At 64.3% G+C, this 26,671-nt stretch carries 21 protein-coding genes and 2 pseudogenes; 10 read left to right on the top strand and 13 right to left on the bottom strand.

Annotated features, from left to right (window positions below; genetic code table 11):
• Positions 1-17: 17 nt before the first annotated feature.
• From CK226_RS12890 to CK226_RS12880, 3 genes are read left to right on the top strand one after another with little or no spacing between them, the layout of a single operon-like run.
• Positions 18-1,322, top strand: coding sequence for a Re/Si-specific NAD(P)(+) transhydrogenase subunit alpha (locus tag CK226_RS12890; protein ID WP_095792049.1), 1,305 nt, complete (start codon positions 18-20; stop codon positions 1,320-1,322).
• Positions 1,319-1,747 carry a proton-translocating transhydrogenase family protein gene (locus CK226_RS12885; RefSeq protein WP_027023845.1) on the top strand — a complete coding sequence of 143 codons (429 nt, stop codon included), beginning with the start codon at positions 1,319-1,321 and terminating at the stop codon, positions 1,745-1,747. The genes CK226_RS12890 and CK226_RS12885 overlap by 4 nt, the downstream gene beginning before the upstream one ends.
• A gap of 6 nt (positions 1,748-1,753) precedes the next feature.
• Complete coding sequence (locus CK226_RS12880) at positions 1,754-3,151, top strand: NAD(P)(+) transhydrogenase (Re/Si-specific) subunit beta (protein ID WP_095771600.1); 1,398 nt, start codon at positions 1,754-1,756, stop codon at positions 3,149-3,151.
• Positions 3,152-3,243: 92 nt separating this feature from the next.
• Here the strand turns inward: CK226_RS12880 and CK226_RS12875 are convergent, their stop codons facing one another.
• A complete protein-coding gene (locus tag CK226_RS12875; protein ID WP_095792048.1) occupies positions 3,244-4,161 on the bottom strand; it encodes a hypothetical protein in 918 nt (305 codons plus the stop codon).
• A gap of 126 nt (positions 4,162-4,287) precedes the next feature.
• Between CK226_RS12875 and CK226_RS34375 the strand changes: the two genes are divergently transcribed.
• Complete coding sequence (locus CK226_RS34375) at positions 4,288-4,602, top strand: hypothetical protein (RefSeq protein ID WP_143750383.1); 315 nt, start codon at positions 4,288-4,290, stop codon at positions 4,600-4,602.
• A gap of 54 nt (positions 4,603-4,656) precedes the next feature.
• Here CK226_RS34375 and gyrB read toward each other — a convergent pair whose 3' ends face one another.
• The 3 genes from gyrB to CK226_RS12860 form a co-directional block, all read right to left on the bottom strand.
• Entirely contained in the window at positions 4,657-7,128 is a 2,472-nt protein-coding gene (gene gyrB / locus CK226_RS12870) for a DNA topoisomerase (ATP-hydrolyzing) subunit B (RefSeq protein WP_095771602.1), read from the bottom strand.
• A 145-nt stretch (positions 7,129-7,273) separates the two neighbouring features.
• On the bottom strand, positions 7,274-9,904 hold the full coding sequence (locus CK226_RS12865) for a caspase family protein (protein WP_245437741.1): 2,631 nt from the start codon (positions 9,902-9,904) through the stop codon (positions 7,274-7,276).
• A gap of 90 nt (positions 9,905-9,994) precedes the next feature.
• The gene (locus CK226_RS12860) at positions 9,995-10,564 is read right to left on the bottom strand and encodes an NADPH-dependent FMN reductase (protein WP_095792172.1); all 570 of its coding nucleotides are present in this window, start codon (positions 10,562-10,564) and stop codon (positions 9,995-9,997) included.
• Positions 10,565-10,764: 200 nt separating this feature from the next.
• Here CK226_RS12860 and CK226_RS12855 point away from each other — a divergent pair, with 200 nt between their 5' ends.
• Positions 10,765-12,132 carry a cytochrome P450 gene (locus CK226_RS12855; RefSeq protein WP_095792047.1) on the top strand — a complete coding sequence of 456 codons (1,368 nt, stop codon included), beginning with the start codon at positions 10,765-10,767 and terminating at the stop codon, positions 12,130-12,132.
• A 27-nt stretch (positions 12,133-12,159) separates the two neighbouring features.
• Here CK226_RS12855 and CK226_RS12850 read toward each other — a convergent pair whose 3' ends face one another.
• Together CK226_RS12850 and CK226_RS35520 are read right to left on the bottom strand one after the other, a co-directional pair.
• On the bottom strand, positions 12,160-13,137 hold the full coding sequence (locus tag CK226_RS12850; protein ID WP_095792171.1) for a complex I NDUFA9 subunit family protein: 978 nt from the start codon (positions 13,135-13,137) through the stop codon (positions 12,160-12,162).
• A gap of 110 nt (positions 13,138-13,247) precedes the next feature.
• Positions 13,248-13,404 (bottom strand): annotated as a pseudogene (locus CK226_RS35520) (DoxX family protein); the annotation flags it as partial.
• Positions 13,405-13,789: 385 nt separating this feature from the next.
• Between CK226_RS35520 and CK226_RS12835 the strand changes: the two are divergent.
• Positions 13,790-14,109 (top strand): annotated as a pseudogene (locus CK226_RS12835) (transcriptional regulator); the annotation flags it as partial.
• Positions 14,110-14,114: 5 nt separating this feature from the next.
• Here CK226_RS12835 and CK226_RS12830 read toward each other — a convergent pair.
• The 5 genes from CK226_RS12830 to CK226_RS12810 form a co-directional block, all read right to left on the bottom strand.
• Positions 14,115-15,116 (bottom strand): Ldh family oxidoreductase, encoded by a 1,002-nt coding sequence (locus CK226_RS12830; protein WP_095771605.1) that lies wholly within the window; start codon positions 15,114-15,116, stop codon positions 14,115-14,117.
• Positions 15,117-15,214: 98 nt separating this feature from the next.
• The gene (locus tag CK226_RS12825) at positions 15,215-16,024 is read right to left on the bottom strand and encodes an ABC transporter permease (protein ID WP_095789494.1); all 810 of its coding nucleotides are present in this window, start codon (positions 16,022-16,024) and stop codon (positions 15,215-15,217) included.
• Positions 16,024-16,689 carry an ABC transporter permease gene (locus CK226_RS12820; protein WP_095792046.1) on the bottom strand — a complete coding sequence of 222 codons (666 nt, stop codon included), beginning with the start codon at positions 16,687-16,689 and terminating at the stop codon, positions 16,024-16,026. Before CK226_RS12820 ends, CK226_RS12825 begins: the two co-directional genes overlap by 1 nt.
• 205 nt (positions 16,690-16,894) lie before the next feature.
• Positions 16,895-17,692 (bottom strand): transporter substrate-binding domain-containing protein, encoded by a 798-nt coding sequence (locus CK226_RS12815; RefSeq protein ID WP_019862782.1) that lies wholly within the window; start codon positions 17,690-17,692, stop codon positions 16,895-16,897.
• A gap of 54 nt (positions 17,693-17,746) precedes the next feature.
• Positions 17,747-18,562, bottom strand: a complete 816-nt coding sequence (locus CK226_RS12810; RefSeq protein ID WP_095792045.1) for an ABC transporter ATP-binding protein — start codon at positions 18,560-18,562, stop codon at positions 17,747-17,749.
• 214 nt (positions 18,563-18,776) lie between these two features.
• On the opposite strand from CK226_RS12810, the gene CK226_RS12805 reads away from it, so the two are divergent.
• From CK226_RS12805 to CK226_RS12790, 4 genes are all read left to right on the top strand, one after another.
• Positions 18,777-19,649 (top strand): dimethylarginine dimethylaminohydrolase family protein, encoded by an 873-nt coding sequence (locus CK226_RS12805; protein ID WP_095771607.1) that lies wholly within the window; start codon positions 18,777-18,779, stop codon positions 19,647-19,649.
• Complete coding sequence (locus tag CK226_RS12800; protein WP_179301040.1) at positions 19,646-20,293, top strand: TetR family transcriptional regulator C-terminal domain-containing protein; 648 nt, start codon at positions 19,646-19,648, stop codon at positions 20,291-20,293. Before CK226_RS12805 ends, CK226_RS12800 begins: the two co-directional genes overlap by 4 nt.
• Positions 20,290-21,870 carry a 5-guanidino-2-oxopentanoate decarboxylase gene (locus CK226_RS12795; RefSeq protein WP_095792043.1) on the top strand — a complete coding sequence of 527 codons (1,581 nt, stop codon included), beginning with the start codon at positions 20,290-20,292 and terminating at the stop codon, positions 21,868-21,870. The genes CK226_RS12800 and CK226_RS12795 overlap by 4 nt, the downstream gene beginning before the upstream one ends.
• Positions 21,871-22,110: 240 nt before the next feature.
• Positions 22,111-22,818, top strand: coding sequence for an SDR family NAD(P)-dependent oxidoreductase (locus tag CK226_RS12790; protein ID WP_019862788.1), 708 nt, complete (start codon positions 22,111-22,113; stop codon positions 22,816-22,818).
• Here the strand turns inward: CK226_RS12790 and CK226_RS12785 are convergent.
• Both CK226_RS12785 and rpsA read right to left on the bottom strand, forming a co-directional pair.
• Positions 22,803-24,668 (bottom strand): hypothetical protein, encoded by a 1,866-nt coding sequence (locus tag CK226_RS12785; protein ID WP_095792042.1) that lies wholly within the window; start codon positions 24,666-24,668, stop codon positions 22,803-22,805. The two genes, CK226_RS12790 and CK226_RS12785, sit on opposite strands and share 16 nt — an antisense overlap.
• 132 nt (positions 24,669-24,800) lie before the next feature.
• On the bottom strand, positions 24,801-26,498 hold the full coding sequence (gene rpsA / locus CK226_RS12780; RefSeq protein WP_095789457.1) for a 30S ribosomal protein S1: 1,698 nt from the start codon (positions 26,496-26,498) through the stop codon (positions 24,801-24,803).
• Positions 26,499-26,671 lie beyond the last annotated feature (173 nt).

Below are 26,671 nucleotides of genomic sequence, written 5' to 3'. Positions count from 1 at the left end.
GCCGAAAGGATCATGCGGTGGGACAGACGGTTTTCATCCCTCGTGAGCTTGATGCGAACGAGCCGCGGGTCGCGGCCTCGCCCGATACGGTCAAGCGGCTGGCGGGGCTGGGCTTCGACGTGATTGTCGAAACCGGCGCCGGCACAAGGTCGCGCATCCCCGACGAAGAGTTTGCCAAGGCAGGTGCCGTCATCGGCAAGGCTGTGGACGTTGCCAAGGCCGATGTCGTGCTGAAGGTCCGCCGGCCTGATGAAACCGAGTTGAAGAGCTACAAATCCGGCGCCGCCGTGATCGCCATCATGGATCCCTACGGCAACGATGCCGCCGTCGCGGCGCTCGCAAAGGCTGGTGTCATTGCCTTTTCGATGGAATTCATGCCGCGCATCACCCGCGCGCAATCGATGGACGTGCTGTCCAGCCAGGCCAATCTTGCCGGCTATCAGGCGGTCATCGACGGCGCCTCGGAATATGACCGTGCCTTGCCGATGATGATGACGGCAGCCGGCACGGTGCCGGCGGCGAAGATCTTCATCATGGGCGTCGGCGTCGCCGGCCTGCAGGCGATCGCAACGGCGCGTCGCCTCGGCGCCGTCGTCACCGCCACCGACGTGCGCCCCGCCGCCAAGGAACAGGTCGCCTCGCTCGGCGCGAAGTTCCTGGCCGTCGAGGACGAAGAGTTCAAGGCCGCCGAAACAGCCGGCGGTTACGCCAAGGAAATGTCCAAGGAATACCAAGCCAAGCAGGCGGCACTCACCGCCGAGCACATCGCCAAGCAGGACATCGTCATCACCACGGCGCTGATTCCAGGCCGGCCGGCGCCGAAGCTGGTGTCGGCGGCGATGGTCGCCTCGATGAAGCCGGGCTCGGTGCTCGTCGACCTGGCCGTCGAACGTGGCGGCAATGTCGAGGGCGCTAAGCCGGGTCAGGTGGTGACTACGGCCAATGGCGTAAAGATCGTCGGCCACCTCAACGTGCCGGGCCGCGTCGCCGCGTCCGCATCGCTGCTCTATGCGAAGAACCTGTTCGCTTTCCTCGAGACGCTGGTCGACAAGACCACCAAGACGCTCGCCATCAAGCGCGATGACGAACTGGTCAAGGCGACGATGCTGACCGATGGCGGCAAGGTGGTCCATCCGGCCTTCGCCAAGGCCGACCAGCAGCCGCATGTCGAACCCGCGGCGATCCCGGCCACGACCATGGTCGCCGATGCCTCGGCAGCGCCCAAGAAGCCCGCGCCCAGGAAGACGGCCTCATCCAAATCGTCCTCGCCCAAATCGTCCTCGCCCAAGTCGTCCTCGCCCAAGTCGAAAGGCACCGCGTGATGGATCAGACCCTGCAGAAAGCCCTCGACCAGCTCGACCAGGCAAGTGCGGCCGTCCGGCTGGCGGTGCAGAACCTGGCCAATGCTCCAGGCGGCGCCGAGGCGGCGGGTGATGCCGCGCACGCCCTGTCCGGCGGCGCCATCGATCCCTTCGTCTTCCGCTTCGCCATCTTCGTGCTGGCAATCTTCGTCGGCTACTATGTCGTCTGGTCGGTGACCCCTGCGCTGCACACGCCGCTGATGGCCGTCACCAACGCCATCTCGTCGGTCATCGTCGTCGGCGCGCTGCTCGCCGTCGGCATCGCCGCTTCCGGCGTTGCCGCCGGCTTCGGCTTCGTGGCGCTGATGCTGGTCTCGGTCAACATCTTCGGCGGCTTCCTCGTCACCCAGCGCATGCTGGCCATGTACAAGAAGAAGGACAAGTAGAGCGCCATGAACGCCAACTTCGCGTCCTTCCTCTATCTCGTCTCCGGCGTCCTGTTCATCATGGCGCTGCGCGGCCTGTCGCATCCGACCACCAGCCGCCAGGGCAATCTCTACGGCATGATCGGCATGGGCATTGCCATTGCGACCACGCTGGCGCTGGCAACCCCGTCCGCGGGCCGCTTCGGCCTCATCGTCCTCGGCCTCGCCATCGGCGGCGGCGTCGGTGCCGTCACCGCGCGCCGCATCGCCATGACCTCGATGCCGCAGCTGGTTGCCGCCTTCCACTCGCTGGTCGGCCTCGCCGCCGTCATGGTCGCGGCCGCCGCCATCTATGCGCCGGAAAGCTTCGGCATCGGCACGGCGGGCGACATCCACGCCCAGGCACTGATCGAGATGAGCCTCGGCGTCGCCATCGGCGCCATCACCTTCACCGGCTCGGTCATCGCCTTCCTGAAGCTCGACGGCCGCATGTCGGGCAAACCGATCATGATCGGCGGTCGCCACTTCATCAACGCGGCCCTCGGCGTCGCGCTCATCGTGCTGATCGTGCTTCTGGTCACCACGGAATCGAAGCTGGTGTTCTGGCTGATCGTCGCCGCTTCGCTGGTGCTCGGCATCCTTTTGATCATCCCGATCGGCGGCGCCGACATGCCGGTCGTCGTCTCGATGCTGAACTCCTATTCGGGCTGGGCGGCGGCCGCGCTCGGCTTCACGCTCGGCAATCTGGCGCTGATCATCACCGGCGCGCTAGTCGGCTCGTCCGGCGCGATCCTGTCCTACATCATGTGCAAGGGCATGAACCGAAGCTTCATTTCGGTCATTCTCGGCGGCTTCGGTGGGGAAACGGCGGCAGCAGCCGACGACGGCATCGAGCGCACGGTCAAGCAGGGTTCGGCCGACGACGCCGCCTATCTGATGATGAATGCGCAGAAGGTCATCATCGTGCCGGGCTACGGCATGGCGGTCGCCCAGGCACAGCACGCGCTGCGCGAAATGGCCGATAAGCTGAAGGCCAACGGCGTCGACGTGAAGTACGCCATCCACCCGGTCGCCGGCCGCATGCCCGGCCACATGAATGTGCTCCTGGCCGAAGCCAACGTGCCCTATGACGAAGTGTTCGAGCTCGAGGACATCAATTCGGAGTTCGCGCAGGCCGATGTCGCCTATGTCATCGGCGCCAACGACGTCACCAACCCCTCGGCCCGCGACGACAAGTCGTCGCCGATTTACGGCATGCCGATCCTCGACGTCGACAAGGCCCGCACCTGCCTGTTCGTCAAGCGTTCGCTCGGCTCCGGCTATGCCGGCATCGACAACACGCTGTTCTACAAGGACGGCACCATGATGCTGCTCGGCGACGCCAAGAAGATGACCGAGGAAATCGTCAAGGCCATGGATCACTGATCCGGCCGATAGGCGGAAATAGCAACGAGCCCGAAATAGCAACGAGCCCGGCTCTGGAGCCGGGCTCGTTGATTTCTGGCGTAAGCCTGCGTTTAGCGGCTGCTCAGGAAAGCCGCTTCCTCTTCGTCGCGCTGCCTGCCGCCGAGCGCTGCGGCCGCACTGGCGATGAAGGCGCCGATGACCAGAGACAAGGCGCCGAGCAGCGCGAAGGTCGCGCTGGCCTTCCTGGCGCTATCGGCCGCCTGCTTGGCCTTGACCTTGGCGTCCTCGACCTTGGCAACCATCGCATCGACACGCGCCTTGGCGTCGGCCTCGGAAAGGCCGGTGCGGGCGGCGACCAGTTGCGCCAGGTAGGTCTTGTCGTCGGCCGAAATCTCGCCCGCCGCGGCGCTGGCAATGAGGATACGCGAGGCCTGGCCTACAGCGGCGGCATCGCCATCCGGAGTGGCAGCAGCCAGCTTGCTCGGATCGGCGGGACGAAACAGCGAATCCACCAGATAGGAGGTCGCGCTGTTGGCCGGCGCATTGCCGGCGTTGCCGGCGGCACCAGCAGATGCTCCCATGGCTGCGCCCGACGCCGCTGTGGACACGGCCTGTACGCCCGAGCCAAGCACTGCGGAAAGCGCTGAGCCGAGGACGCCGACGACAAGCAACGTGGCCAATGCCCAGGCAAGAAAGCCGTGAGCCGTGTCGCGGAAATAAACCTCGTCAGTGTGGATGCCGACCCATTTGGTGCGCAAGCGCCCGGCAAGGTAGCCGCCGACGCCGGAGGACAGCCACTGCACGATAACCAGCCAGATCGCGGTCGACGCCGCGAAGGTGGTGATCGACGCGCCGGAGCCCGACCATGGCGAAACCATGGTGAGCCCAAGCCCGGAGCCGAGCAGCATGAGGATGAAAGTCAGCGTCGAGGCGGCGAAGGCGCCAGCGATGATCGGCCCCCAGCTGACGGCTGTCGCGGAGGATTCTTCTGAAGCGGACAGGTCGATAGCCGATACGGTGGGCTGCATTAACGCCCCCTACCGTACGAACAACATGATGAGGATGATGATCGGGATCGGAATACCGAGCAACCAGAGCAAAATGCCACGTCCCATGAAAGCCTCCTGTGGGAAATTGTGATCGATGTTGGCACAATGTCCCGTGAGGACTTCCGTTCCGGCGGGCTAGAAAATGATTTTGTTTGCCGGCGATGGAACAATTCGGAGCGCGGCTCCGCAGCAATGTCTCAAATGATCCTGTTGCGGTTTGACCCATGGATCGCATCGGGCAAAAGCGGAAATCCGAGGCTTCGACGGCGCGCGACCCCTCCCGACATCTGCATCGATGCGCCCGGCTTTGACCGGGCCGCGTTCCATCAGCGCCGAGCGCTGCCCTGGCAGACTTCTTCAGCGCATCGCTACAGTCTCAAAGCCCGTCGCATTGAAGCGGATTCAGCCGGCGCGCTTTAAGCTCGTGTGCATGTCGTTCGCCCAAAACCGCTGCACGGTTTTGCGTGACATGCATCAAATATCCAGATTGGCGACCGACAGCGCGTTGTCCTGGATGAATTCGCGCCGTGGCTCGACCTCGTCGCCCATCAGCCGCGAGAACAGGCTGTCGGCATCGGTCGCGTCGTTGACCTTCACCTGCAGCAGCGACCGTACATTCGGGTCGAGCGTGGTTTCCCACAATTGCTCGGCGTTCATCTCGCCGAGACCCTTGTAGCGCTGCATGGTCAGCCCTTTGCGGCCGGTCGCAAAGACTGCGTTGAGCAGCGCCAGCGGTCCCGAGACGGTTTCGGAGACATCCTTGCGGCGCAGCACCGGCGGCGTCCCGTAGACCTCGCTGAGGCGCTGTGCGTAGCGGTCGAGCTGGCGGGCGTCGGCCGAATTGACCAGCCCCATGTCGAGATGGGCGTATTCCTTGACGCTGCGCACGGTGCGCTCGAAGACATAGCCGCCGCTGCCGTCATTCGAGGTCGACATCCGGCCGGTCCAGCCGCGCTCGGTGTCCTCGGCTATGATGTCGAGGCGCTGTGCGATCCGCTCCGCCATGGCGTTGGCGCGGCCAAGATCGCTGAAGACGTCGGGGTTGAGACCGCCGGCGATCGACGCTTGTTCGACCACGCCTCTGTTATAGCGCGTGTGCAGGCCGTTGATGAGCTGGCGCACAGCCAGCGCATCGTCGACCGCACCGCGCAGATCCTGCCCGGTCCGCACTTCCCCCGAGCCCAGCGTCAGCGAAGCGTCCTCCAGCCCGGACTCGATCAGGAACTCCTCGAAGGCGCTTTCATTCTTGATGTATTGCGAGCTCTTGCCGCGCGTCACTTTGTAAAGCGGTGGCTGGGCGATGTAGAGATGGCCGCGCTCGATCAGCTCCGGCATCTGCCGGAAGAAGAAGGTGAGCAGCAAGGTTCTGATATGGGCGCCGTCGACGTCGGCGTCGGTCATCAGGATGATCTTGTGGTAGCGCAGCTTGTCGGCGTTGAACTCGTCCTTGCCGATCGAGGTGCCGAGCGCCGTGATCAGCGTGCCGATCATGTCGGAGCCGAGCATGCGGTCGAAACGCGCCCGCTCGACATTGAGGATCTTGCCGCGCAGGGGAAGGATGGCCTGGTTCTGGCGCGAACGGCCGCCCTTGGCCGAGCCGCCGGCCGAGTCACCCTCGACGATGAAGATTTCGGATTTCGCCGGATCGCGCTCCTGGCAGTCGGCCAGCTTGCCGGGCAAGGAGGTGACGCCGAGCGAGCTCTTGCGGGTGATGTCGCGCGCCTTGCGCGCGGCTTCGCGCGCCGCCGCCGCCTGGATCACCTTGTCGATGACCACCTTGCCTTCGGTCGGGTGCTCTTCCAGCCAGGTGCCGAGCGCCTCGTTGACCAGCCCCTCGACCACCGGGCGGACCTCGGAGGAAACCAGCTTGTCCTTGGTCTGCGACGAGAATTTCGGATCGGGAACCTTGACCGACAGCACCGCCGTCAGCCCTTCGCGGCAATCATCGCCGATCAGCGAGACCTTTTCCTTCTTGGTCAGGCCCGAGGAGTCGCCATAACCGGTGATCTGGCGCGTCAGCGCGCCACGGAAACCGGCCAGATGGGTGCCGCCATCGCGCTGCGGGATGTTGTTGGTGAAGGCCAGCACGTTCTCATGGTAGCTGTCGTTCCACCACATCGCCACTTCGACGGTAATGCCGTCGCGCTCGGCCTTGATGGCGATCGGCTTCTCGATCAGCGGCTTCTTGACCCGGTCGAGATATTTGACGAACTCCTCGAGACCGCCATCATAGTGCAGTTCATGCCGCACGACGTCGGCGTGGCGGGCGTCGGTCAGTATGATGCGCACGCCGGAATTGAGGAAGGCGAGCTCGCGCAGGCGGTGCTCCAGCGTGCCGAAGTCGAACTCGACCATGGTGAAGGTTTCGGCCGACGGGAAGAAGGTGATCGAGCTGCCGCTGCGGCCCTCATAGGTGCCGGGCTGCCTGTCCTGCTCGTAGCTGCCTGTGGCCTTCAACGGCGCATCGGCATTGCCGTGCGTGAAGCTCATTTCGAAGATCTGGCCGTTGCGGCGGATCTTGAGCTTCAGCCATGCCGAAAGGGCGTTGACCACCGAGACGCCGACGCCATGCAGGCCGCCCGACACCTTGTAGGAATTCTGGTCGAATTTGCCGCCGGCATGCAGCTGCGTCATGATCACTTCGGCCGCCGAAATGCCTTCGCCGGTGTGGATATCGGTCGGAATGCCACGGCCATTGTCGATCACCGTCACCGAACCATCGGGGTTGAGCGTCACGGTGACGAGGTCGGCGTGCCCTGCCAGGGCCTCGTCGATGGCGTTATCGACCACCTCGTAGACCATGTGATGCAGGCCCGAACCGTCGTCGGTGTCGCCGATATACATGCCCGGGCGTTTGCGGACTGCGTCCAAGCCCTTCAAAACCTTGATGGAATCGGCGCCGTATTCGGCTTCGGCGCCGTTGGTGTTCTCGATCTGGTCGCTCATGAAAACCTATTGTCTAGATGCCGCTTGTACAGCGCGAAAAATCGGCCCCGAATCGCGCGTCTGATATAGCGCAGATATAGGCGCTAAAGGCGGTTTTTCCAAGGTTTGCGGGCATTTCCAGGCCGAATCCCGGGCTGGCACCCGGCTATTTTTTCCGGGCGTTCAATTTGGCGAGAAGGCCGCGCAAATATTTGATCGTGGGTTTGTCTCTTGGAGCCAGCCGACCCGTGCGGTCGAGCTCCAGCGTCAGGTTCAGCGCCTTGGTCAGCACAGCCTTCGGATCCTTCGCCACATACGCATAGTTGATGTAGGCCTGTACCAGATCAAATTGCCAGATCGCATTGTTCGGATCGGACTGGGCCAGTTTCTGGCGGATGCCGAGGCTGGCCTCGAAGGCCTTCTCGGAGCCCTCGAAGTGGCGCTGCTTGGTCTCCAGCATGCCGATTTCCGAGAGCGTGATCGACAGGTCGCGTTGCCAGTCGGAATTGCCTGGATCGAGCTTGGTCAGCCGGTCGACAATGGCAAGACTATCCTGGTAGTTTTGCAATGCGCCGCCGACATTGCCCTGGGCATCAAGCACACCGGCAACTTTTTCCAGGCAGACCGACAGGTCGCGCTGCCAGTCGGTGTTGCCAGGGTCATCGGCGGCAAGTTCGCGCGCCACGGCCAGCGCTTGCTGATAGGAAGCCAGCGCGGCCGGCCAGTTCTCCTGGTCGTTGAGCGCGTTGCCGATCTTGGCGTAACTGATCGACAGGTCGCGCTTCAAGTCGGTGTCGTTAGGGTCACGGCGGACCAGTTCCTCGGCGATCGCCTGGCTCTTGCTGTAGGCCACGAGCGCACCGGCGGCGTCGCCGCGCTCGCGCAGTACATCCCCGATCCTCTCGTGGCTGACGGAAACCGCGCGCTGGCGTTCAGGGTCCTCGGGTTTGTTCGCGGCCAGCGCAAGCCGAATTCTCAGGCTCTCTCCAAAGGCCGTCTGGGCGCCGTCCAACTGCCCGGCGGTCCGGGCAAGGTCGCCGATTTCATCATAGGTTATGGTCACGTCGCGCAGCAGGTAGGCGCTGTTCGGCTGGGTATCGGCCAATTGCTGCTTGATCGACAGGCTTTCCTGGTAGGCCTTGGCCGCCGCACCCACATCGCCCTGCGTTGCCAGCACGTTGCCGATCTTGTCATTGGCCATGGCAAGATCCCCGAGCCAGCCTTTCTCGTCCGGCGTGCTTGCGGTCAGGTCCTGCAGCATGTCCCGGGCCGCCTCATAGTGCTCCAGAGAGGTTGGCAGGTCGCCCTGCACCATCTTTATGTTGGCGAGCTTGATGTGGCTGATGGCGAGATCGCGCTTGACGCTGGGGTCGGTTTCCTGGCGCGACCGCTGTTCGAGGTTGGCCAACAGTGCGGTAAAGGCGCGGCCGGCCGCCTCGACATTGCCCACTGTCGTATAGAGAATTCCGAGTTCCTCCAGCGTGCGGCTCTGGCGATCGGCCTGCTCCAGGTTGAGCGAGGTCTGCCCAGCCTCGCCATAGAGCGCCAGCACCGATTCATAGTCACCGATGGCCGTGGCGTAGTCGAGGTCGGCGCGCGCCGCACCACCGGATAGGAAACGCGTCGCGGCCTCGGACAGGGTGCGGCTGACGAAATTGACCTTCAGCGCCTGGCGCGAAACATTGTCGATGTCGGCGGCCTTGGCCAGAAGAGCGCGGGCACCATCGAAGGCGCCGAGCGAAAGCTGTTCCTCGGCCTGCCGGCGCAATTCCGCCACCTGCGGATCGTCGGAGGCGAGCGTCTTCATTTCGCCGCGCACCTTGACGAAGGCGTCGGCGGCCTCGCGCAGCCGGACGTTCAGGCTGTCGGCGGAGAGATGGCTGGCGTCGGAACTGATCAGCGCGCCATAAAGCGGCGCCAGCGGCATGTCGGCGTCGCTGGCGATCTGTTCGACCTCGCCGCGCATTTCCGGGGTCACGTCGGCCATGGCGAGCAGCAGCCGTTCGCGCTCCGGCAGCTGTTCCTTGGCCGCAGCGGCAAAGAACAATTTCGGCAGGCCGCTTTCGACATAGGGCAACTGCTTGCCGTGGGACAGGTCATAGACCTCCTGCTGCACCAGCGTCAGCACCGAGCGGATCTCCAATCCATCCGTGCCGAGATATTTGGTCAGCGCGGTCGCGAAGGGCGAGTTCTGGCCGGTGCCGTCGGCGGCGGTCTCGCCCGGGGCGGCCGAGAAGGCGAACAGGATGTTCTCGGCACGCCCGACGCGGCCGAGGCCCGGCTTGACCTTGTCGGCGACATCCTTCGCCAGCGAAGTCGCGCTACGCCCTTCGCCGCTGCTTGCCGAGAAGGGATCGCTGCGGCACGCATCGAGCACGATCAGCCCGACCTTGGCGGTCGCGGCGACGGCATCGCGCACCTCCTCCAGCGGCAGACTGGTCTTGTTCAGTTGATCGAGCGAAGACGCGTCGGCATCGACCGGCAGCAGCCGGTTGTCGCCTGAGATTTCGACGCCATGGCCGGAGAAATAGACCATTGCGACATCGGCGCCCTTGGCATCCTGGCGAAAGTCGTCGAGCGCGCGCCGCATGCGTCGAAGGTCGCGGTTGGTTTCCAGGGTGACCTCGAAGCCGAGCTTCTTAAGCGCGGCTTCCATAGCCTCGCCGTCATGGATGGGATTGGCCAGCGGCCGCACCAACCGATAGTCGTCCTCTGCCATGACCAGCGCCACGCGCCGTTCCGCCACCGCGGTGGCGGTGGTCGCAATCGTCAGCAGCAAGGCAAACAGCAAGCGCAAGTCGAACCGCCCCCGGCTCAGTCACTTGCCGACCATTCCACCTCTTTACGGCGCGGGCAAGCCGGCGCGTTTGGCCAAACACCGGCCCATTCAGGCAGCGCGCAGCGGCTTCAGCGCTTCGCTCCAGCGCAACAGCTCGTCCAGCATGGTCCTGGCGCCGCCGGTCACCTGTTCGCTGGCGCTGAAGGCGCCGTTCTCGTCGAGCAGCTTCTGATACATCGGCAGCGCGACGCCTTCCGGGATCGGCATGATCCCCACCGACGTCAAAAGGGGCTTCAGCGCCTGCGCAGCGCGCAGGCCGCCGGACACGCCGCCATAGCTGAAAATGGCGGCCGGCTTGTACTTCCATTCGCGCAGCAGGTAGTCGATCGCGTTGACGATCGCGGGCGCTGCGAAATAATTATACTCCGGCGCCACGAACACGAAGGCGTCCGCGGCGTCGATCGCCTTCGACCAGGCCTTGGTGTGGTCGTTCTGATAATTGCCAAGCCTTGGATGGTGGGGCTCGTCCAGCACCGGCAGATGGAACGCGGCGATGTCGGTCAGCACCGGCTCGAATTTCCCGTGCTGGCGCGCAAATGTCTCCAGCCACTCGGCAAAAACCGGGCCGGCGCGGCCGGGCCGCGTGCTGCCGATGATGATGCTCAACTGGTGCTTCAAGGCGGGCTCCTTTGTCAGGCGGTATCTGTTGGTGACTGTCACTACGGCAGAGCGTGCCGGCGGACAAGGCGGGATGCCGGAGCGGGCGGTCACGATCGGATGAACGGAGCGTCTGCCGGGCGCCGAGAATTGCCTGCCGTCCGGTCACATGGACGCCGGGATCGCCAGCCACTACATTGATGTGAGCAGCGGAGCACTTCATGGACATTCAGCCCGCCCCCTTCGTTCCTCCCGCGCCGAAGCCGCGCACCTCGCCGCCTTCGACGCTGGAGATGATCCGCATCGTCTATCGCAATCCGCTCGAACTCTGGGGCGAGCCGACCTACAACGAGCCGTGGATTTCCGCCAATGGCGTCGGTGGCCATCTGATCGTCGCCAACGATCCCGGCCTCATCCGCCATGTGCTGGTCGACAACGCCAAGAACTACAAGATGGCGACGGTGCGCCAGAAGATCCTTCGGCCAATCCTGCGCGATGGCCTGCTGACCGCCGAGGGCGAAGTGTGGAAACGGTCGCGCAAGGCGATGGCGCCGGTGTTCACGCCGCGCCATATCTTCGGCTTTGCCCAGCCGATGCTGAAACGCACCAGGGAGTTCGTCACCCGCTACGAGGCGGGCGGCACATCCGACATCGCCCACGACATGACATTGCTCACCTATGATATCCTGGCCGAGACGCTGTTTTCCGGCGAGATCGCGGGCGAGCCGGGCAGTTTCGCCAACGAGATCGACCGCCTGTTCGAGACCATGGGCCGTGTCGATCCGCTCGATCTGTTGCGCGCCCCCGACTGGCTGCCGCGTCTGACCCGCATCCGCGGCCGCAAGACCATGGCCTATTTCCGCAAGATCGTGACCGATACGGTCAAGATGCGCGAGGAGAAATTCAGGCGCGATCCCGATGCGGTGCCGCAGGATTTCCTGACGCTGCTGCTCAAGGCCGAAGGTCCCGACGGGCTGACGCGCTCGGAGGTCGAGGACAACATCATCACCTTCATCGGCGCCGGTCATGAGACCACCGCGCGGGCGTTGGGCTGGACGCTTTACTGCCTCGCCGAATCGCCATGGGAACGCAATCGGGTCGAGCAGGAGATCGATGAGGTGCTGGCGCGCGAACCCGATCCGACGAAGTGGCTCGACGCCATGCCGTTGACCCGCGCCGCCTTCGACGAGGCGCTCCGGCTCTATCCGCCGGCGCCCTCCATCAACCGCGAGCCGATCGAGCCGGAGATGTGGAAGGATCTTTATATCCCCAAGCACGCGGCCGTGCTGGTCATGCCCTGGGTCGTCCACCGCCACAGGAAGCTGTGGGACAGGCCCGATGCCTTCCTGCCCGAGCGCTTCCACCCGGGCAACCGTGAAAAGATCGATCGCTTCCAGTATCTGCCCTTCGGTGCGGGGCCGCGCGTCTGCATCGGTGCCAGCTTCGCCATGCAGGAGGCGATCATCGCGCTCGCCATCCTCTTGTCGCGCTTCCGCTTCGACACCACTGCCGAGACCAGGCCTTGGCCGGTGCAGAAGCTGACGACCCAACCGCAAGGTGGGCTACCTATGCAGGTCACGCCGCGCTAGGCGTGCCTTTCAGGCGGTTGCGGTGAATCAAGCCGCGGGCTTGCGCTGCTGGAACTGGCCGGCGGCGCGGAAGCGCCAGAGGTAGCTGGGCAGGATCGTCCCGATCGATTGCGGCTGGATGCCGAGCCCGGCGAGTGTCCTGTTGGCCTTGGCGGCGGCTTCCGAGACGATGTTGTGCTCGCGCAGCTGCATCACCTGGTCCTTGGTCAGCATCGGATTGGGCAACAGGCCGAGGATCGAGGCCTGGATGTTGGCCACCCACCACGGCACCGGCACCAGCAGGCGCTTGCGCTCGATCACGGTCAGCAGCTCTTCCATGCACTTCTTGAAGGTGAGCACGTTGGGGCCGCCGAGTTCGTAGATCTGGCCGCGATTGATCTTGCCGTCGACCGAGCGCGCCACCGCTTCGGCGACGTCGCCGACATAGACCGGCTGGAACTTGGTCTGGCCGCCGCCGATCAGTGGCAGCACCGGCGAATAGCGCGCCATGCTGGCAAAGCGGTTAAAGAAGCTGTCTTCCGGTCCGAAATTGATCGACGGCCGGAAGATCACGGCGTCGTTGATCGTCTCGAGCACGGCCTTCTCGCCAAGTGCCTTGGTGCGCGCGTAATCCGATTCGGAGTCCGCATCTGCGCCAAGCGCTGAAATATGGGTCAGCCCGGCACCGACCGAACGCGCCGCCTCGGCGACCGCGCGGGAGCCGAATTCGTGCACAGCGGGGAATTTCTGCCGGCCGGTCTCATGCAGGATGGCGACGAGATTGACGACATGGTCGGCTCCTTGCACGGCGCGGTCGACTGACCAGCGCACGCGCACATTGGCCTGCACCGGCTGGATCTGACCGACATTGCCGAGCGGCTGCAAATGGCCGGCAAGATCGGGCCGCCGGCAGGCAACCCGGATTCGATAGCCGCGCTTGGCCAGCGCGCGCACGACATGGCGGCCGACAAAGCCAGACCCGCCAAAGACGACGACGAGCTTTGGGGTCTGCAGGATTTCGGTCATGGCTGGCTCCGGCGCACTTTCCAGATGGCTTGGCTGAAGCCGTTTCATAGTCGGTTTTGCGTCAAAGGCAAAGGGTGACGCGTCGTCGCGTCACCCCTCTTGAAAGCTCGTCAGAGTGCCTTGCCGATGCGGGCCTCGACCGAGTGGCGTTTGCCGCCGCGAATGGCGAGGAACAAGAGGATCGCGGCCTACAAAGGGGACTTTTCGGCACCCGACAACCGTGGCCCATGATCACCAGTGGAACCAGGCGGTCACCAGCAGCACGAAACGCAGAAAACCCCGCCGAAGCGGGGTTTTCCGGGTGAAGCTCATGCCGAAACCAGGGTCCAACGAGGCGGCCTGACCTGAGACGGTATCAGCGTGGCGTAAGACGCCCGCCCCAGCCCTGGACGCATTCGACAGGAGACACCGACCGGGCAACCCCGACCCGGACAGCCATTGGTCGCCGCGACATGCGGGAAGGTTCACGAAGGCGCAAAAAATCGCACCGCCGGGGCGACATGAATGCGGTATTCCGTAGGCGGGCTCCGCGAGAAACATCCCACGATCCACTAAAGCGCGTCGCGTCTGAACGGATTCATGCGACGCGCTTCAGGTCTTTGTTTTTATGCATGTCGTTCTCCCAAAACCGGGGCCACTTTTGGGCGACATGCATTATGTCGCCGACCGGCGCTTCGTCGTCGATCAAAGTGTCGCGACGACAACGGGGATCACCGATGATGCCGACCCTGATCGAGGCCATCGCCGGCCGGGACAAGGCCGAAGCCGTCGGCCGTGATCTGGGCCTAGCGCACTGGGATGCGCGGCATGACAGCGGCGCCTTCAAGTTCACCGCCCATTCGCGCTGACGGCGATCGGCAACACACTTGCCGTCCTGAGCAGTTCGGTATCGCGCTCACATCAGGCGTGGACGAGGTGTTGCTGGCGCTGGCCGCCGACGCCTGGTCGCCAACGTTTCGCTCCGGCGCGGTCGCAATTCAGGCCGAATAGCGCTCGGCGAATTCGGAAATCCGCTGCACCACCGCCTTGGGCGCGGTGATGCCGCGCGCCTGCGCCTTCTCGGCGGTTTCAGCCCGGGCGCGGCCGGGAACATGCACGCCGAAGCGGCGGCGCAGGCGGTCGAGCTGGTCCTTCATGCGCTGTTCGAAATCCGGATCGAGCAGCTTGGGCTCGACGGCCAGCACGAACAGGCCGGTTCCGGGGCTATCCGGGCCGCCGGTGAACCACGGCGCGTCGAGCGACCAGTTGGCGCCCGACAGGCCGGCAGCCAGCACTTCGACCATCAGCGCGATGTTGGCGCCGCGCTGGCCGCCAAAGGCAAGCATGGCGCCCTTCATGGCCGCCGCCGGGTCGGTGGTCGGGTTGCCGCTGGCGTCCAGCGCCCAGCCTTCGGGGATTTTCTTGCCGTCTTCGGCCGCCTTGCGGATGTTGACGAAGGCAGTGGCGCTCGACGACTGGTCGATGACCAGCGGCGCGCCGTCGGCGGCGGGCGCGGCAAACGACATCGGGTTGGTGCAATAGACCGGCTTGACCGAGCCCGAGCCGGCAAGAACCGCCGGGCCGTTGGTCGCGGCGAAAGACACCAGCCCCTGCGCAGCCAGCCTGCCGGTAAAGTAGCCGAGCGCGCCGCACGTATAGGCGTTCTTCTGCGAGAAGATGGCGACGCCGAACAGCTTTGCCGCCTTGGCAAGATCGTCGATCGTCCGGTCGAAGCCGGTATGCGCCAGTCCGCCGCGTGCATCGGAGAGATAGACGGCCAGCGCCGGCCTTGTGATCACCGGATCGGCATTGCCGTCGATGCGCCCGGCCTCCAGCGCTTCGAGATAATCGATGAAATGCGACAGGCCGACGGTCGAAAGCCCTTCCGCCTCGGCGGCGATGATCGAGGCGGTGAGCGACTGCGCCGCCTCCTCATTGGCGCCGGCGCCGAGTGCCGCCATCCGGCACAGTCCTCTTGCCTGGTCGAGACTGAGTTGCATAGTAGCTGCCTCTAAGGGAGTAGTGGGTAGGGAGTAGTGAATAGGGCATGAAGCGAGCCGCTTCTACTCACTATTCGCTACTCGCTCCTCGCTCCTCACTAACCGACCTTGACCGGAATCCGCGCCTCGATCCGGCTGAGGGCAAGGACCAGAATGCCGGTGATCGCCATATAGATCAACGCCAGCAGCAGCAAGGGTTCATAAGTAAGGTAGGTGTCCTGCCGCACCTTGCCGGCGACGGCGAAGATATCGATCACGCTGATTGTCGCCACCAGCGGCGTCGACTTCAACTGCAGCACGGTCTCGCCGGTCAGCGTCGGCAGCGCCCGGTAGAAGGCCTGCGGCAGCCAGATGCGCCGGAGGATCTTCCAGCGGCTCATGCCGAAGGCGCGGGCGGCTTCCAACTGCCCCTTGGGCACGCCGGCAAAGGCGCCGCGCATCACTTCGCCCTCGTAACCGGCGAAGGACAGCGTGAGAGCCAGAACGCCGTACGGCCATGCCTGCCTCAGATAGGGCCACATCCAGGAGTCGCGGATCCATGGATATTGCGGGAACAGCGAGCCCAGCCCGTAATAGAGCAGCCACAGCTGCAGAAGCAGCGGCGTGCCGCGGATGATGGTGCAGAAGACTTTCGCCGGCGCCGCGACCCAGATTGAGCCGGCGGCCTGTGCCAGCCCGACCGGCACTGCGATCAGGAAGCCGAGCGCGCAGGTGACGGCCAGGATCCACAGGGCCCGCCAGATGCCCATCAGGCCCATTTCCCAATATTGCGGCAGCCAGTTCCAGCGCATGAAATAGGCGGCCGACAGCACCAGCCCCAGCGCGATCAGGACGAGGACGATGCGATGCGGCTGCAGCCAGAGCGAGGCGCGCGCCGCCGTGTTGATGATGGCCGCTTCGCCCGCCATCAGCGTGCCTCCTTGACCGAAGGCATGCCCCGCCGCGCCCATTTCTCGGCGCGGCCAAGCAGGAAGTTCGAAAACAGCGTCACCGCGAGATAGAGAACGCCGGCGGCGAGATAGAATATCAGATAAGCCTTGGTGACGCCTGCCGCCTGCCGTGTCGCCAGCGTCAACTCGAAGAAGCCGACGACGGCCAGCAGCGCGGTGTCCTTCGTCGCGATCAGCCACAGATTGGCGAGACCTGGAATGGCAAAGGGCAGCATCGCCGGCAGCGTGATGCGCCGCAAGAGAAGGCCGGGAGACATGCCGAAGGCGCGGGCGGCTTCGATCTGGCCTTGCGGGATGGCCAGGATCGCGCCGCGCATGACTTCCGTCGAATAGGCGCCCTGGCAGAAGCCGAGCACGGCTATGCCGGCCACCAGCCCGCTAATATCGACACGCTGGTAACCGATAGCGGTCAGCACCTGGTTAATCAGGTCGGTGCCGGCATAGTAGAGCAGCAGGATCAGCACCAGTTCCGGCACGGCGCGCACCACGGTGGTGTAGACCGCGAGCAGGTCGCGCACGACAGGTCCGCCATAGAGTTTGCCATAGGCGCCGCAGATACCGATGAACAGGCCGACGATCGTGGCGCCGACGGCAATCTCGAGCGAATGCAACAGCCCGAGCATGAGTGTGCCGCCCCAGCCGATGGGCGCGGGCGAGAGAAGTTCGATGATACCGGCCGCCGAGGCCGGAAGAAACGCGTCGATCAGCTTTGCCCCCGGATTGCTGGCTCTTTCCGCCGACGCCAGCGGCCGGCGGCAGGCATGCGTGGGAAGGATAGGCGGGAGGGCACGACTATGGCGTCATGCCCTCCGGCTCATGCGCGGGGCGTCAGTTCGACTGCGTCGAGCCGCCGTAAATGTCGAAATCGAAATATTTCTTCGAGATCTCGTCATACTTGCCGTTGGAGCGGATCGCCTTGATGCCGGCGTTGATCTTTTCCTTCAGGTCGGTGTCTTCCTTGCGCACGCCGGCGCCGACGCCCGGCCCGAGCACCTCGTCGTCCGGAGCCACCATGCCCTTCAGGTCGCAGCAGGCTTTGCCCTGGTCGGACTTCAGGAATTCGCCAAGCGCGATGGAATCGGCCTGCACCGCATCGAGGCGGCCGGCGGCGAGATCCTGGTTGGCTTCGTCCTGGGTCTGGTATTCCTTGATTTCAGAGGCGGTCGCGCCGAAATGCTTCTTGGCGTAGACGGCGTGGACGGTCGACACCTGGACGCCGACCACCTTGCCCTTCAGGTCGTCAGGCGTGGCGCCGAACTTCTGGTCCTTCGGTCCGATGATCGCCGTCGGCGTGTTGTAGTACTTGTCCGAGAAGTCGATCGTCTTCTTGCGCTCGTCGGTGATCGACATCGACGAGACGATGAGGTCGATCTTCTTGGTGGTCAGCGCCGGGATGATGCCGTCCCAGGCGACAGGCGTGATGACGCAGTCGAGTTTCTCCTCGGCGCACACGGCATCGATGAAGTCGATCTCCCAGCCGACCCATTTGCCCGAAGCATCCGGTGAGGTGAAGGGCGGATAGGGCTCGGCGGCGACGCCGATCTTGACCGGATCGGCCTTGGCCACACCCATGGCGGCGACGCCGAGCAGCAGCGCCGCGGCGAATGTCTTCAGAACAGTCTTCATTTCAAACTCCCAGTTTGTTGTTGGTTCCCGGTTTTCGTCCGTCCCGGCCTGTCCCTAGCCGACGTTGCGGATGAACTGCTTGAGCCTTTCGGATTTCGGCGCGCCGAAGATCTGCTCCGGCGGCCCTTCTTCCTCGACCAGCCCGTTGTAGAGATAGACGACATGGGTCGCGACCTCGCGGGCGAATTTCATCTCATGGGTGACCAGCACCATGGTGCGGCCTTCGCGCGCCAGATCGCCGATAACCTTCAGCACCTCGCCGACCAGTTCGGGGTCGAGCGCCGAGGTCGGCTCGTCGAACAGCATGACGCGCGGATTGATGGCGAGCGCGCGGGCGATCGCGGCGCGCTGCTGCTGCCCGCCAGAAAGATAGGCCGGATAGACGTCGCGCTTTTCGGCAAGTCCGACGCGCGCCAGCAGTTTTTCGGCCTGGGCGATCGCCTCGTCGCGCTTGACGCCGAGCACGTGCACGGGAACCTCGATGACGTTTTCGATCAGCGTCATGTGGCTCCACAGGTTGAAGTTCTGGAACACCATGCCGAGCTTGGAGCGGATGCGCTCAATCTGCTTGCGGTCGGCCGGAACGGTGTGGCCATGGCTGTCCGCCTTGAGCTTGATCTCCTCGCCGTTGACGCGGATGATGCCGCTGGTCGGATTTTCCAGGCAGTTGATGCAGCGCAGCAGCGTCGATTTGCCCGAACCCGAGCCGCCGATGATGGCGATCACCTCGCCGTCGCGCGCCGAGAGCGACACGCCCTTCAGCACATGCAACTGGCCGAATTTCTTGTGCAGGTTTTCGACATGGATGGCTTCGGCGGCGCCACTCTGCGCCTTGCCGGATGAGACTGCGGCAGCTTCCACAGCGCTCACCGGCTGACCTCTGCATCGTCGTCGGCAGTTCGTCGAACGTCTATCCGGCTAATCAACATATACGCTGTACTGCCCCGCTCCAGACTTCAGCATGGACCCAACGGCGCGAGCCCGTCAATCCCGCTCATTACGGCACTTGCGAGCTTGTTGTGCAAGTGTATAAATAGCCCTCCATGAAATTTTCTCGGTTTTTTTCAGCAAAAAAAGGGCTTCGATGAGCGCTTTCGGATCACAATCCATGGCAGCGCCGCTGCGACGCGTGCTGATGCGGTCGGCGGCCAACGCGATGCGCGACGCCGACAGAGCTGCCTGGCACTATGGCCCAGGATTCAATCCGGCGAAAGCAGCATCGCAGCACGCGGCGCTTGCCGAACTGGTGGCGGCCTCCGGCGCTGAAATCGAATGGATCGAGGACCAGGCCGATGGACTTTCGGACTCGGTGTTCACGCACGACCCATCGCTGATGACCGACCGCGGCGCACTGATTCTGTCCATGGGCAAGCCGTTGCGCGCCCGGGAGCCCTCGCTGCACGAGGAGACCTACAGAAGGCTGGGCATTCCGATCCTTGGCCGCGTCGAGGCCCCAGGCCAGGTCGAAGGCGGTGACTGTGTCTGGCTCGATGCGCGCACGCTGGTGATTGGACGCGGTGTCCGTTCCAACCAGGAAGGCATCCAGCAGATCTCCAACCTGCTGACGCCGCTGGGCGTTTCCGTCTACGGCTTTGACCTTCCGTTGTGGCAGGGCGAAGAGGCCTGCCTGCATCTGATGTCTGTGATCAGCCCGCTGGCCGACGACCTCGCTTTGGTCTATTCACCGCTTTTGCCGGCCCCTTTCTATCAGATGCTGAAGGCGCGCGGCATCCGTCTGGTCGAAGGCGATGCAGAAGAGTTCGCGGCTTCCAACGGCCTCAGCCTGAACGTGCTGCCGACCAACCCGCTCAAGGTCATTGCCGTCGCCGGCTTTCCAAAGACCAAAGCCGCGATGGAAGCCGCCGGCTGCACGGTCGAGATCTTCGAGGCGGATGCGCTCTGCATCGCCTGCGAAGGCGGGCCGACATGCCTGACGCGGCCAATCCTGCGCCAATGAATACGCCATCCCGCCGCAGGTTCCGTCGCGAGGGCGAGGAGCGGCGGCGGCAGGATCTGATCGAGGCAACTCTGGACAGCGTGGCGGAACATGGCCTGCAGGGCGCCACCTTGCGCACCATCGCATTGCGCGCCGGCGTCACCGCCGGCCTGATCCGGCACTATTTCCCCGGCAAGGAAGAACTGCTGCAGGAAGCCTATGCCGCCCTCATGGGCCGCATGACCGAGCAGGCGAAAGCGGCGTTGGTCATGGAAGATGCCTCGCCGCGCCAGCGCCTTGCCGCTTTCGTCACCGCCAACCTCAACGTGCCGATCATCGACGCGCGGGTATTTTCACTCTGGGCAACCTTCATCGGCCGCGCCGGTGCGGATCCAAGCCTGGCTCGCGCCCACCGCGAGGGCTACCTTGGCTTTCGCAACGAGGTGGAAGCCGTTGTGGCCGAGGTGCTCGCCGCCGAACGGCGCGAACCGGATGCAAGCCAGTTGCGCCACCATGCCATCGCGATCAATGCCATCATCGACGGGCTCTGGATCGAAGGCTGCCTGGCCGGCGACATGTTCTCGCCCGGCGAATTGGCGGCGATCGGCATCAAGACTGTAGAGGCCGAACTGGGCCTCGCGCCGGAAAGGGAAGACAATCAATGACAACACTCGGCGAAGCCCTGATCACGCTGCTCGAAGCGCATGGCGTCGATACCGTCTTCGGCATTCCGGGCGTCCACACCGTCGAGCTCTACCGTGGCCTTGCGCGCTCGAAGATCCGCCACGTCACGCCGCGCCATGAACAGGGTGCCGGCTTCATGGCCGACGGCTATGCCCGCGCCAGCGGCAGGCCAGGCGTCGCCTTCGTCATCACCGGGCCGGGGCTGACCAACACCATCACCGCCATGGGCCAGGCGCGCGCCGATTCGGTGCCGATGCTGGTCATATCGGGCGTCAACGCAATGCCGACGCTGGGCAAGGGGCTGGGCTTCCTGCATGAGCTGCCGGACCAGCGCGGCATGATGGAAAAGGTGGCGTTGCTGTCGCGGCGTGTCATCGGGGCCAGCGAATTGCCTGACGCGCTGGCACAGGCCTTCGCGCTGTTTTCATCCTCGCGGCCGGGCCCGGTGCATATCGAGATCCCGACCGATGTCATGGTCGAGCCGGCCGACGATATCGCGGCACTGTTGAGCAACGCGGCGCCTCCGGCGCCGGATGGCGCGGCCATTGCCACGGCTGCCAAACTCATCGCCGCCGCGCGCCGGCCGCTGATCCTGGCCGGCGGCGGCGCCAAGCGAGCCGAGACGGCGCTGCGGCGCCTGGCCGAGACACTGCGCGCGCCGGTCGTCGAGACCACCAACGCGCGTGGCCTGCTGCACCGCCACCCGCTCTGCGTGCCGGCAAGCCCAAGCCTGAAAGCGGTTCGCTCCCTGATGGCCGAGGCCGATCTGGTGATTGCCGCCGGCACCGAATTCGGCCCGACCGACTATGACGGCTATGGCGACGGCGGCTTTGTGCTGCCTTCCAACCTGATTCGCATCGACATCGGCGCCGACCAGCTCGCACGCCGCCCGGTGACGGTCGGCATCCAGGCCGACTGCGCCGAGGCGATCGAAGCCTTGCTTGCCGCGATCGGTTCCGCTCACCCTGCCGTGCCGGACGGCGAGGTGCGCGCCGCCGCCGCACGGAGGGCGGCATCCGCCGAGCTGAGCCCGGCCTATTTGGCGCAGGTGCATGCCGTGGAAATGATCCGCGATGCCTTGCCGGGGGCCATCATCGTTGGCGATTCGACGCAGCCGGTCTACGCCGCCAACCTCTGCTATGATCACGACCGGCCGGGCGGCTGGTTCAACGCCGCCACCGGCTTCGGCGCGCTTGGCTACGGCCCGCCGGCGGCGATCGGCGCCGCACTTGCCGTGCCCGACGCGCCGGTTGTCTGCCTGACCGGCGATGGCGGCTTCCAGTTCACCTTGCCCGAACTTGGCGCGGCGCTCGATGCAAAGGCGCCGGTCATCTTCGTGGTCTGGAACAACAGGGGCTATCGCGAGATCGAGACCTCGATGCTCGATGTCGGCGTCGAGCCCGTCGGGGTCTCGCCGGCGCCCCCGGATTTCTGCAAGCTCGCCGAAGCCTATGGCATCGGTGCCGAACGGCTCGCCAATATCGGCGCCTTGCCACAGGCCTTGAAGCGCGCCCGGGCAACCGGATTGCCTTGCGTCATCGAAATCACCGTCGATTGAAGGCTTCAGCCCAGCGTTGATTTTTCTCGTCTGCATCGGACCATTCGTCGGCTCGGCTGTTGTACCGCAACGGCCGCATGACTGATGCCATTGCCATAATATGCGTTGTGACGCATGCAAAGACGCGACGGCTGCCATGTCGAGATATCAATTGAGTGATCGCCCGAAAGGCGCGACGCTTCGCGTCGGGGCGGCACAACAAGCGACACAATCATAAAAATACGACAGGAGCGGTCCAGGATGACGGAAACACTTCAAGGCAGGCATATCGTTGTGACCGGTGGGACCGGCGCGCTCGGCGGTGCGGTGGTTGGCCGGCTGCTGGAACAGGGCGCTATCTGCCACGTGCCGAACGCGCACGCCGCAGCACCCCAGCAATTTCCTTTCACCGCCCACGACAACGTCAAGCTGGCGCACAATGTCGACCTATCGGACTCCGCCAAGGTCGAAGCCTTCTATGCCCAGGTTCCTGCCTTGTGGGGATCGATCCATCTCGCCGGCGGCTTCACGATGGCGCCGGTGGAAAAGATCGAATCGGCATCCTTTGCCGAGATGATGGACACCAACGCCCGCACCACCTTCCTGTGCAGCCGCGCGGCGATCCGCTCGATGCTGGCGTCGGGCACATCAGGCCGCATCGTCAATGTCACCGCGCGCGCCGGGCTCGACCCCAGGCGCGGCGCCGGCATGGTCGCCTACACCGCCAGCAAGGCGGCGGTCGCGGCCATGACTGTGGCGATGGCCGAAGAACTCAAGGCAAAGGGCATCCTGGTCAATGCCGTGGCGCCGTCGACGCTCGACACGCCGGCAAACCGCGCCGACATGCCGGATGCCGATTTCAGCAAATGGGTCAGCCTCGAGGCGGCGGCCGAAGCCATCGCCTATCTCGCCTCGCCGGCCAACCAGGCGATGAGCGGAACGCTGGTGCCGCTCTACGGCCGGGCCTGAGCGGCGAGCGTCGAAGTCGGGCACGCGGCATCCGATCCATCGGCGTTGCGATAGCTGTAGATGCGCAACGGCGATGAAGCTTTCGTCGGGCACTCCCGCAACCATGCCGGCGGCCGGCCTTCAATCAGGCCCGCCGCGAATGGATAGGCGGCTTCCAGTCCCGGCAATGGCGGGCCTCGCCAGGCGCAAATCGCCACATGCGTTGCCTTGGAGGCATCGAGTATCGCGCGTGGGTCGGCGGTCGCCGGATCCAGAAAACGATAGCTGCGCTCGATGCCCTTGGCCGATGGATGGTTGGGGATCGTCACCACCTTGGGACCTTCAGCAAGGGCGACGAAACGCGAGCCGATCAGCGGTGGAGAAAGAACGATTGCGCCGGACGGCCAACCCTGTTCCGGTTCAAAAGGGCTGGAATAGCAGCCGTCGGCAAGTTCCGCGGCGGGAACCGCCGCGTGTGCCGGTTTTACCGACAAATGGTACAGCACCATTGCTCCGGACAAAACGAGACCGGGCAGGATCAGTGCGTATCCGTGCGATGCCGCCGGCACCGGAGATTTCAAATAACGACCCAACCCCGCATTCGGCAGGAGGCTCGCCAGGGCGAAGATGAGGCCGATGCCGGAAAAGATCGGAAGGTAGCGGTAGTAGCGGACATAACCGATCGCAAGCGCCAGCGAGACCAGCGCGAACAGCGCCAATATGACGAGAGGCCGGCTTCGGCCTTCCGGCCTGGCGCAGATCACGGCTGGCGCAAGCGCGCCGATAAACAGCAGCGCCATGCTGAGAAAACCTGTCGACAGGACGACATCGGGGCGCCGAAACAGGCTCAATTCCTGGAGAATTCTGTTGATCATATTGTCGCGGACATAGGCGTCGATCGAAGCATAGGGGCTGGCCAGGCATTGCGGGAACAACACCGCCAGCACCGCAGCGCTGGCCGCCGCGAACACCAGTAGAATTGCCGAGCGCATCGGCCACCCTCCACGCCGGCCGGCAAGCAAAGGCACGACGGCGAATGAAAGCCCGGCCGCGACCAGTGCCGTGACATGCGGCGTCGAATAGGTGTCGCATCTGACCGCGGTATAGGCAGAGGGTGGCACGATCGCCGCGAACAGGGCGATTGCTCCGACGGTCAAGGCAAGCCCGAAACCGACGATCCTGCTTTCACCGCCCTCGCGGTCGAAGATCCAGTCGAAGGCATAGACCGCCATCACCAGCGCGTAGAACGGCGCGAATTCGGCGCTGACGGCGATTGCCAGGGCGGTCAGCAGCCCGTTGACGAAGGCCGAAAAGCGGTTCTGCGACATCATCAAAACCAGCGCCGCCAGCAGAAGCAGGATTTGCAGATTGTGATAGTCGATCCGTCCCGGGGCGAATTCGAAAAAGCTGCGCGCGGCAAAGATCAAGGCCAACGGCAATGCCACGGCCGGGTAGGCAAAGCCGATGGCTGTCACCAGCCTATTGTAGAAATAGAGCGCGGGCGCCAGCAGCAGCAGCGGGACGGCAAAGCTTGCCAGCGTCAGAGCCGGCTCGAAGCCGGCAAACGGCGCGAACAGGCGCGCGAAGGCGGCGTAGGGCAGGTCCACGATCCACGGCCAGTGTGAGACATAAGGCTCTGGCTGGACGATACCGGGCAGCGTGCGGTCGAAGATGTTGCCCGTTTCAAGCAAAGTGCGGATTTCGTGCAGCTTGAGGAGATCGTCCGCGTCATTGTTGAGCTGGAAGCCCAGGCACCACAGAGCGGTCGTCAGGATCGCCATTGCGCAAAAGCAGAACAGGACAGGCATGCTGGTGTAAAGGCGCAGCAACCCCGAAGGCTGCGCAGCGGCACGAATGGCGCCAGTGCTCATGGAAGTGTTCCGTTGGACCACCGGCAAATACGCGATGAAGTTTATGTTCCCGTAAAGAAAAGACCCGCCGGATCGCTCCGGCGGGTCTTTTTGTAAGGCCGGACGCGAGGCGTGCTGGCTATGGCTGACGCCTTAGTTGCCCTGCTTCTTCAGCGCGGCACCCAGGATGTCGCCCAGCGAAGCGCCGGAGTCGGTCGAGCCGTACTGGGCGACCGCTTCCTTCTCTTCGGCGATTTCCAGCGCCTTGATCGAGACCTGCAGCTTGCGGGTCTTCTTGTCGAAGGCGATGACGCGGGCATCGACCTTCTGGCCGACGGTGAAGCGCTCGGGGCGCTGCTCGTCGCGGTCACGGCTGAGGTCGGAGCGCTTGATGAAGGTCTCGATGCCGCTGTCGACCAGCCGCACTTCGAGACCGCCATCCTTGACGCCGATGACTTCACAGGTGACCACGGCGTTCTTGCGCAGTTCGCCCGAAGTCGCCGCTTCGCCGACCGTGTCGCGGGCCAGCTGCTTGATGCCGAGCGAGATGCGCTCCTTGTCGATGTCGACGTCGAGCACCTGCGCCTTGACCATGTCGCCGCGATTGTACTCTTCGATGACTTGCTCGCCCGGACGAGTCCAGTCGAGGTCGGAGAGGTGCACCATGCCGTCCACGTCGCCTTCCAGGCCGATGAACAGGCCGAACTCGGTCTTGTTCTTGACCTCGCCCTCGACCTGGCTGCCGACCGGATGGCTGCGTGCGAAGGCTTCCCACGGATTCTCCAGCGTCTGCTTGAGGCCGAGCGAGATGCGGCGCTTGGCCGGATCGACCTCGAGCACCACCACGTCGACTTCCTGGGTCGTCGACAGGATCTTGCCGGGATGCACGTTCTTCTTGGTCCACGACATTTCCGAAACGTGGATGAGGCCCTCGATGCCCGGCTCCAGCTCGACGAACGCGCCGTAGTCGGTGATGTTGGTGACGGTGCCCTTGATCTTCTTGCCGATCGGGAACTTGGTGCCGATCTCGGACCACGGGTCGCTCTCGAGCTGCTTCATGCCGAGCGAGATACGGTGGGTTTCCTGGTTGATGCGGATGATCTGCACCTTGACCGTCTGACCGATGTTGAGGATTTCGGTCGGATGGTTGACGCGGCGCCAGGCCATGTCGGTGACATGCAGCAGGCCGTCGATGCCGCCGAGGTCGACGAACGCACCGTAATCGGTGATGTTCTTGACGACGCCTTCGACAACCTGGCCTTCTTCGAGGTTCTGCACGATTTCCGAACGCTGTTCGGCGCGGCTCTCCTCGAGCACGGTGCGGCGCGACACCACGATGTTGCCGCGGCGGCGATCCATCTTGAGGATCTCGAATGGCTGCGGGTTGTGCATCAGCGGGGAGACGTCGCGGATCGGGCGGATATCGACCTGGCTGCGCGGCAGGAAGGCCACGGCGCCGTCGAGGTCGACGGTGAAGCCGCCCTTGACCTGGTTGAAGATGACGCCTTCGACGCGCTCACCCTTGGTGAACTTCTCTTCGAGACGGACCCAGCTCTCTTCACGGCGGGCCTTTTCACGCGAAAGCATCGCTTCGCCAAGCGCGTTCTCGATGCGCTCGACATAGACTTCGACGGTGTCACCGACCTTAAGGGTGGTGTCCTTGCCCTTGACGCCGAATTCCTTCAGCGGCACGCGGCCTTCGACCTTGAGGCCGACGTCGATGATGGCCATGTCCTTTTCGATGGCGGTGATCGTGCCCTTGACGACCTGACCTTCGCCGGAGTGGCCGGTGGTGAATGATTCTTCGAGCAGGCTCGCGAAATCATCGCGAGTGGGATTTGCAGCTGACATTGTTTCTCCTGGAGTGCCCCGCATCTTTGAGCGGGACGGGGCGCCGTGGGTTAGCGTTGCGTTGGCCTGCCGGCGTTCCGGGCTTAAAAAAGCCCTGGGCCGCATTTTAAGCGGCAATTCCGGCGCATGAAGAATGCTGGCAGGCTGGTTCGTGCCCGATATGGGTATTTTCT

The organism is Mesorhizobium sp. WSM4311, assembly GCF_002295115.1.
Taxonomy (GTDB): domain Bacteria; phylum Pseudomonadota; class Alphaproteobacteria; order Rhizobiales; family Rhizobiaceae; genus Mesorhizobium.
The sequence above is the reverse complement of the archived record's forward strand: the minus strand, read 5'-3'. Positions and strand labels throughout refer to the sequence as shown.

Excerpts from the sequence above, each read along its gene's own strand:
- CK226_RS12880 (WP_095771600.1), top strand. The coding sequence starts at position 1,754 with ATGAACGCCAACTTCGCGTCCTTCCTCTATCTCGTCTCCGGCGTCCTG.
- CK226_RS12875 (WP_095792048.1), bottom strand. The coding sequence starts at position 4,161 with ATGCAGCCCACCGTATCGGCTATCGACCTGTCCGCTTCAGAAGAATCC.
- CK226_RS34375 (WP_143750383.1), top strand. The coding sequence starts at position 4,288 with ATGTCCCGTGAGGACTTCCGTTCCGGCGGGCTAGAAAATGATTTTGTT.
- gyrB (WP_095771602.1), bottom strand. The coding sequence starts at position 7,128 with ATGAGCGACCAGATCGAGAACACCAACGGCGCCGAAGCCGAATACGGC.
- CK226_RS12855 (WP_095792047.1), top strand. The coding sequence starts at position 10,765 with ATGGACATTCAGCCCGCCCCCTTCGTTCCTCCCGCGCCGAAGCCGCGC.
- CK226_RS12850 (WP_095792171.1), bottom strand. The coding sequence starts at position 13,137 with ATGACCGAAATCCTGCAGACCCCAAAGCTCGTCGTCGTCTTTGGCGGG.
- CK226_RS12830 (WP_095771605.1), bottom strand. The coding sequence starts at position 15,116 with ATGCAACTCAGTCTCGACCAGGCAAGAGGACTGTGCCGGATGGCGGCA.
- CK226_RS12825 (WP_095789494.1), bottom strand. The coding sequence starts at position 16,024 with ATGGCGGGCGAAGCGGCCATCATCAACACGGCGGCGCGCGCCTCGCTC.
- CK226_RS12820 (WP_095792046.1), bottom strand. The coding sequence starts at position 16,689 with ATGCTCGGGCTGTTGCATTCGCTCGAGATTGCCGTCGGCGCCACGATC.
- CK226_RS12815 (WP_019862782.1), bottom strand. The coding sequence starts at position 17,692 with ATGAAGACTGTTCTGAAGACATTCGCCGCGGCGCTGCTGCTCGGCGTC.
- CK226_RS12805 (WP_095771607.1), top strand. The coding sequence starts at position 18,777 with ATGAGCGCTTTCGGATCACAATCCATGGCAGCGCCGCTGCGACGCGTG.
- CK226_RS12800 (WP_179301040.1), top strand. The coding sequence starts at position 19,646 with ATGAATACGCCATCCCGCCGCAGGTTCCGTCGCGAGGGCGAGGAGCGG.
- CK226_RS12795 (WP_095792043.1), top strand. The coding sequence starts at position 20,290 with ATGACAACACTCGGCGAAGCCCTGATCACGCTGCTCGAAGCGCATGGC.
- CK226_RS12790 (WP_019862788.1), top strand. The coding sequence starts at position 22,111 with ATGACGGAAACACTTCAAGGCAGGCATATCGTTGTGACCGGTGGGACC.
- CK226_RS12785 (WP_095792042.1), bottom strand. The coding sequence starts at position 24,668 with ATGAGCACTGGCGCCATTCGTGCCGCTGCGCAGCCTTCGGGGTTGCTG.
- rpsA (WP_095789457.1), bottom strand. The coding sequence starts at position 26,498 with ATGTCAGCTGCAAATCCCACTCGCGATGATTTCGCGAGCCTGCTCGAA.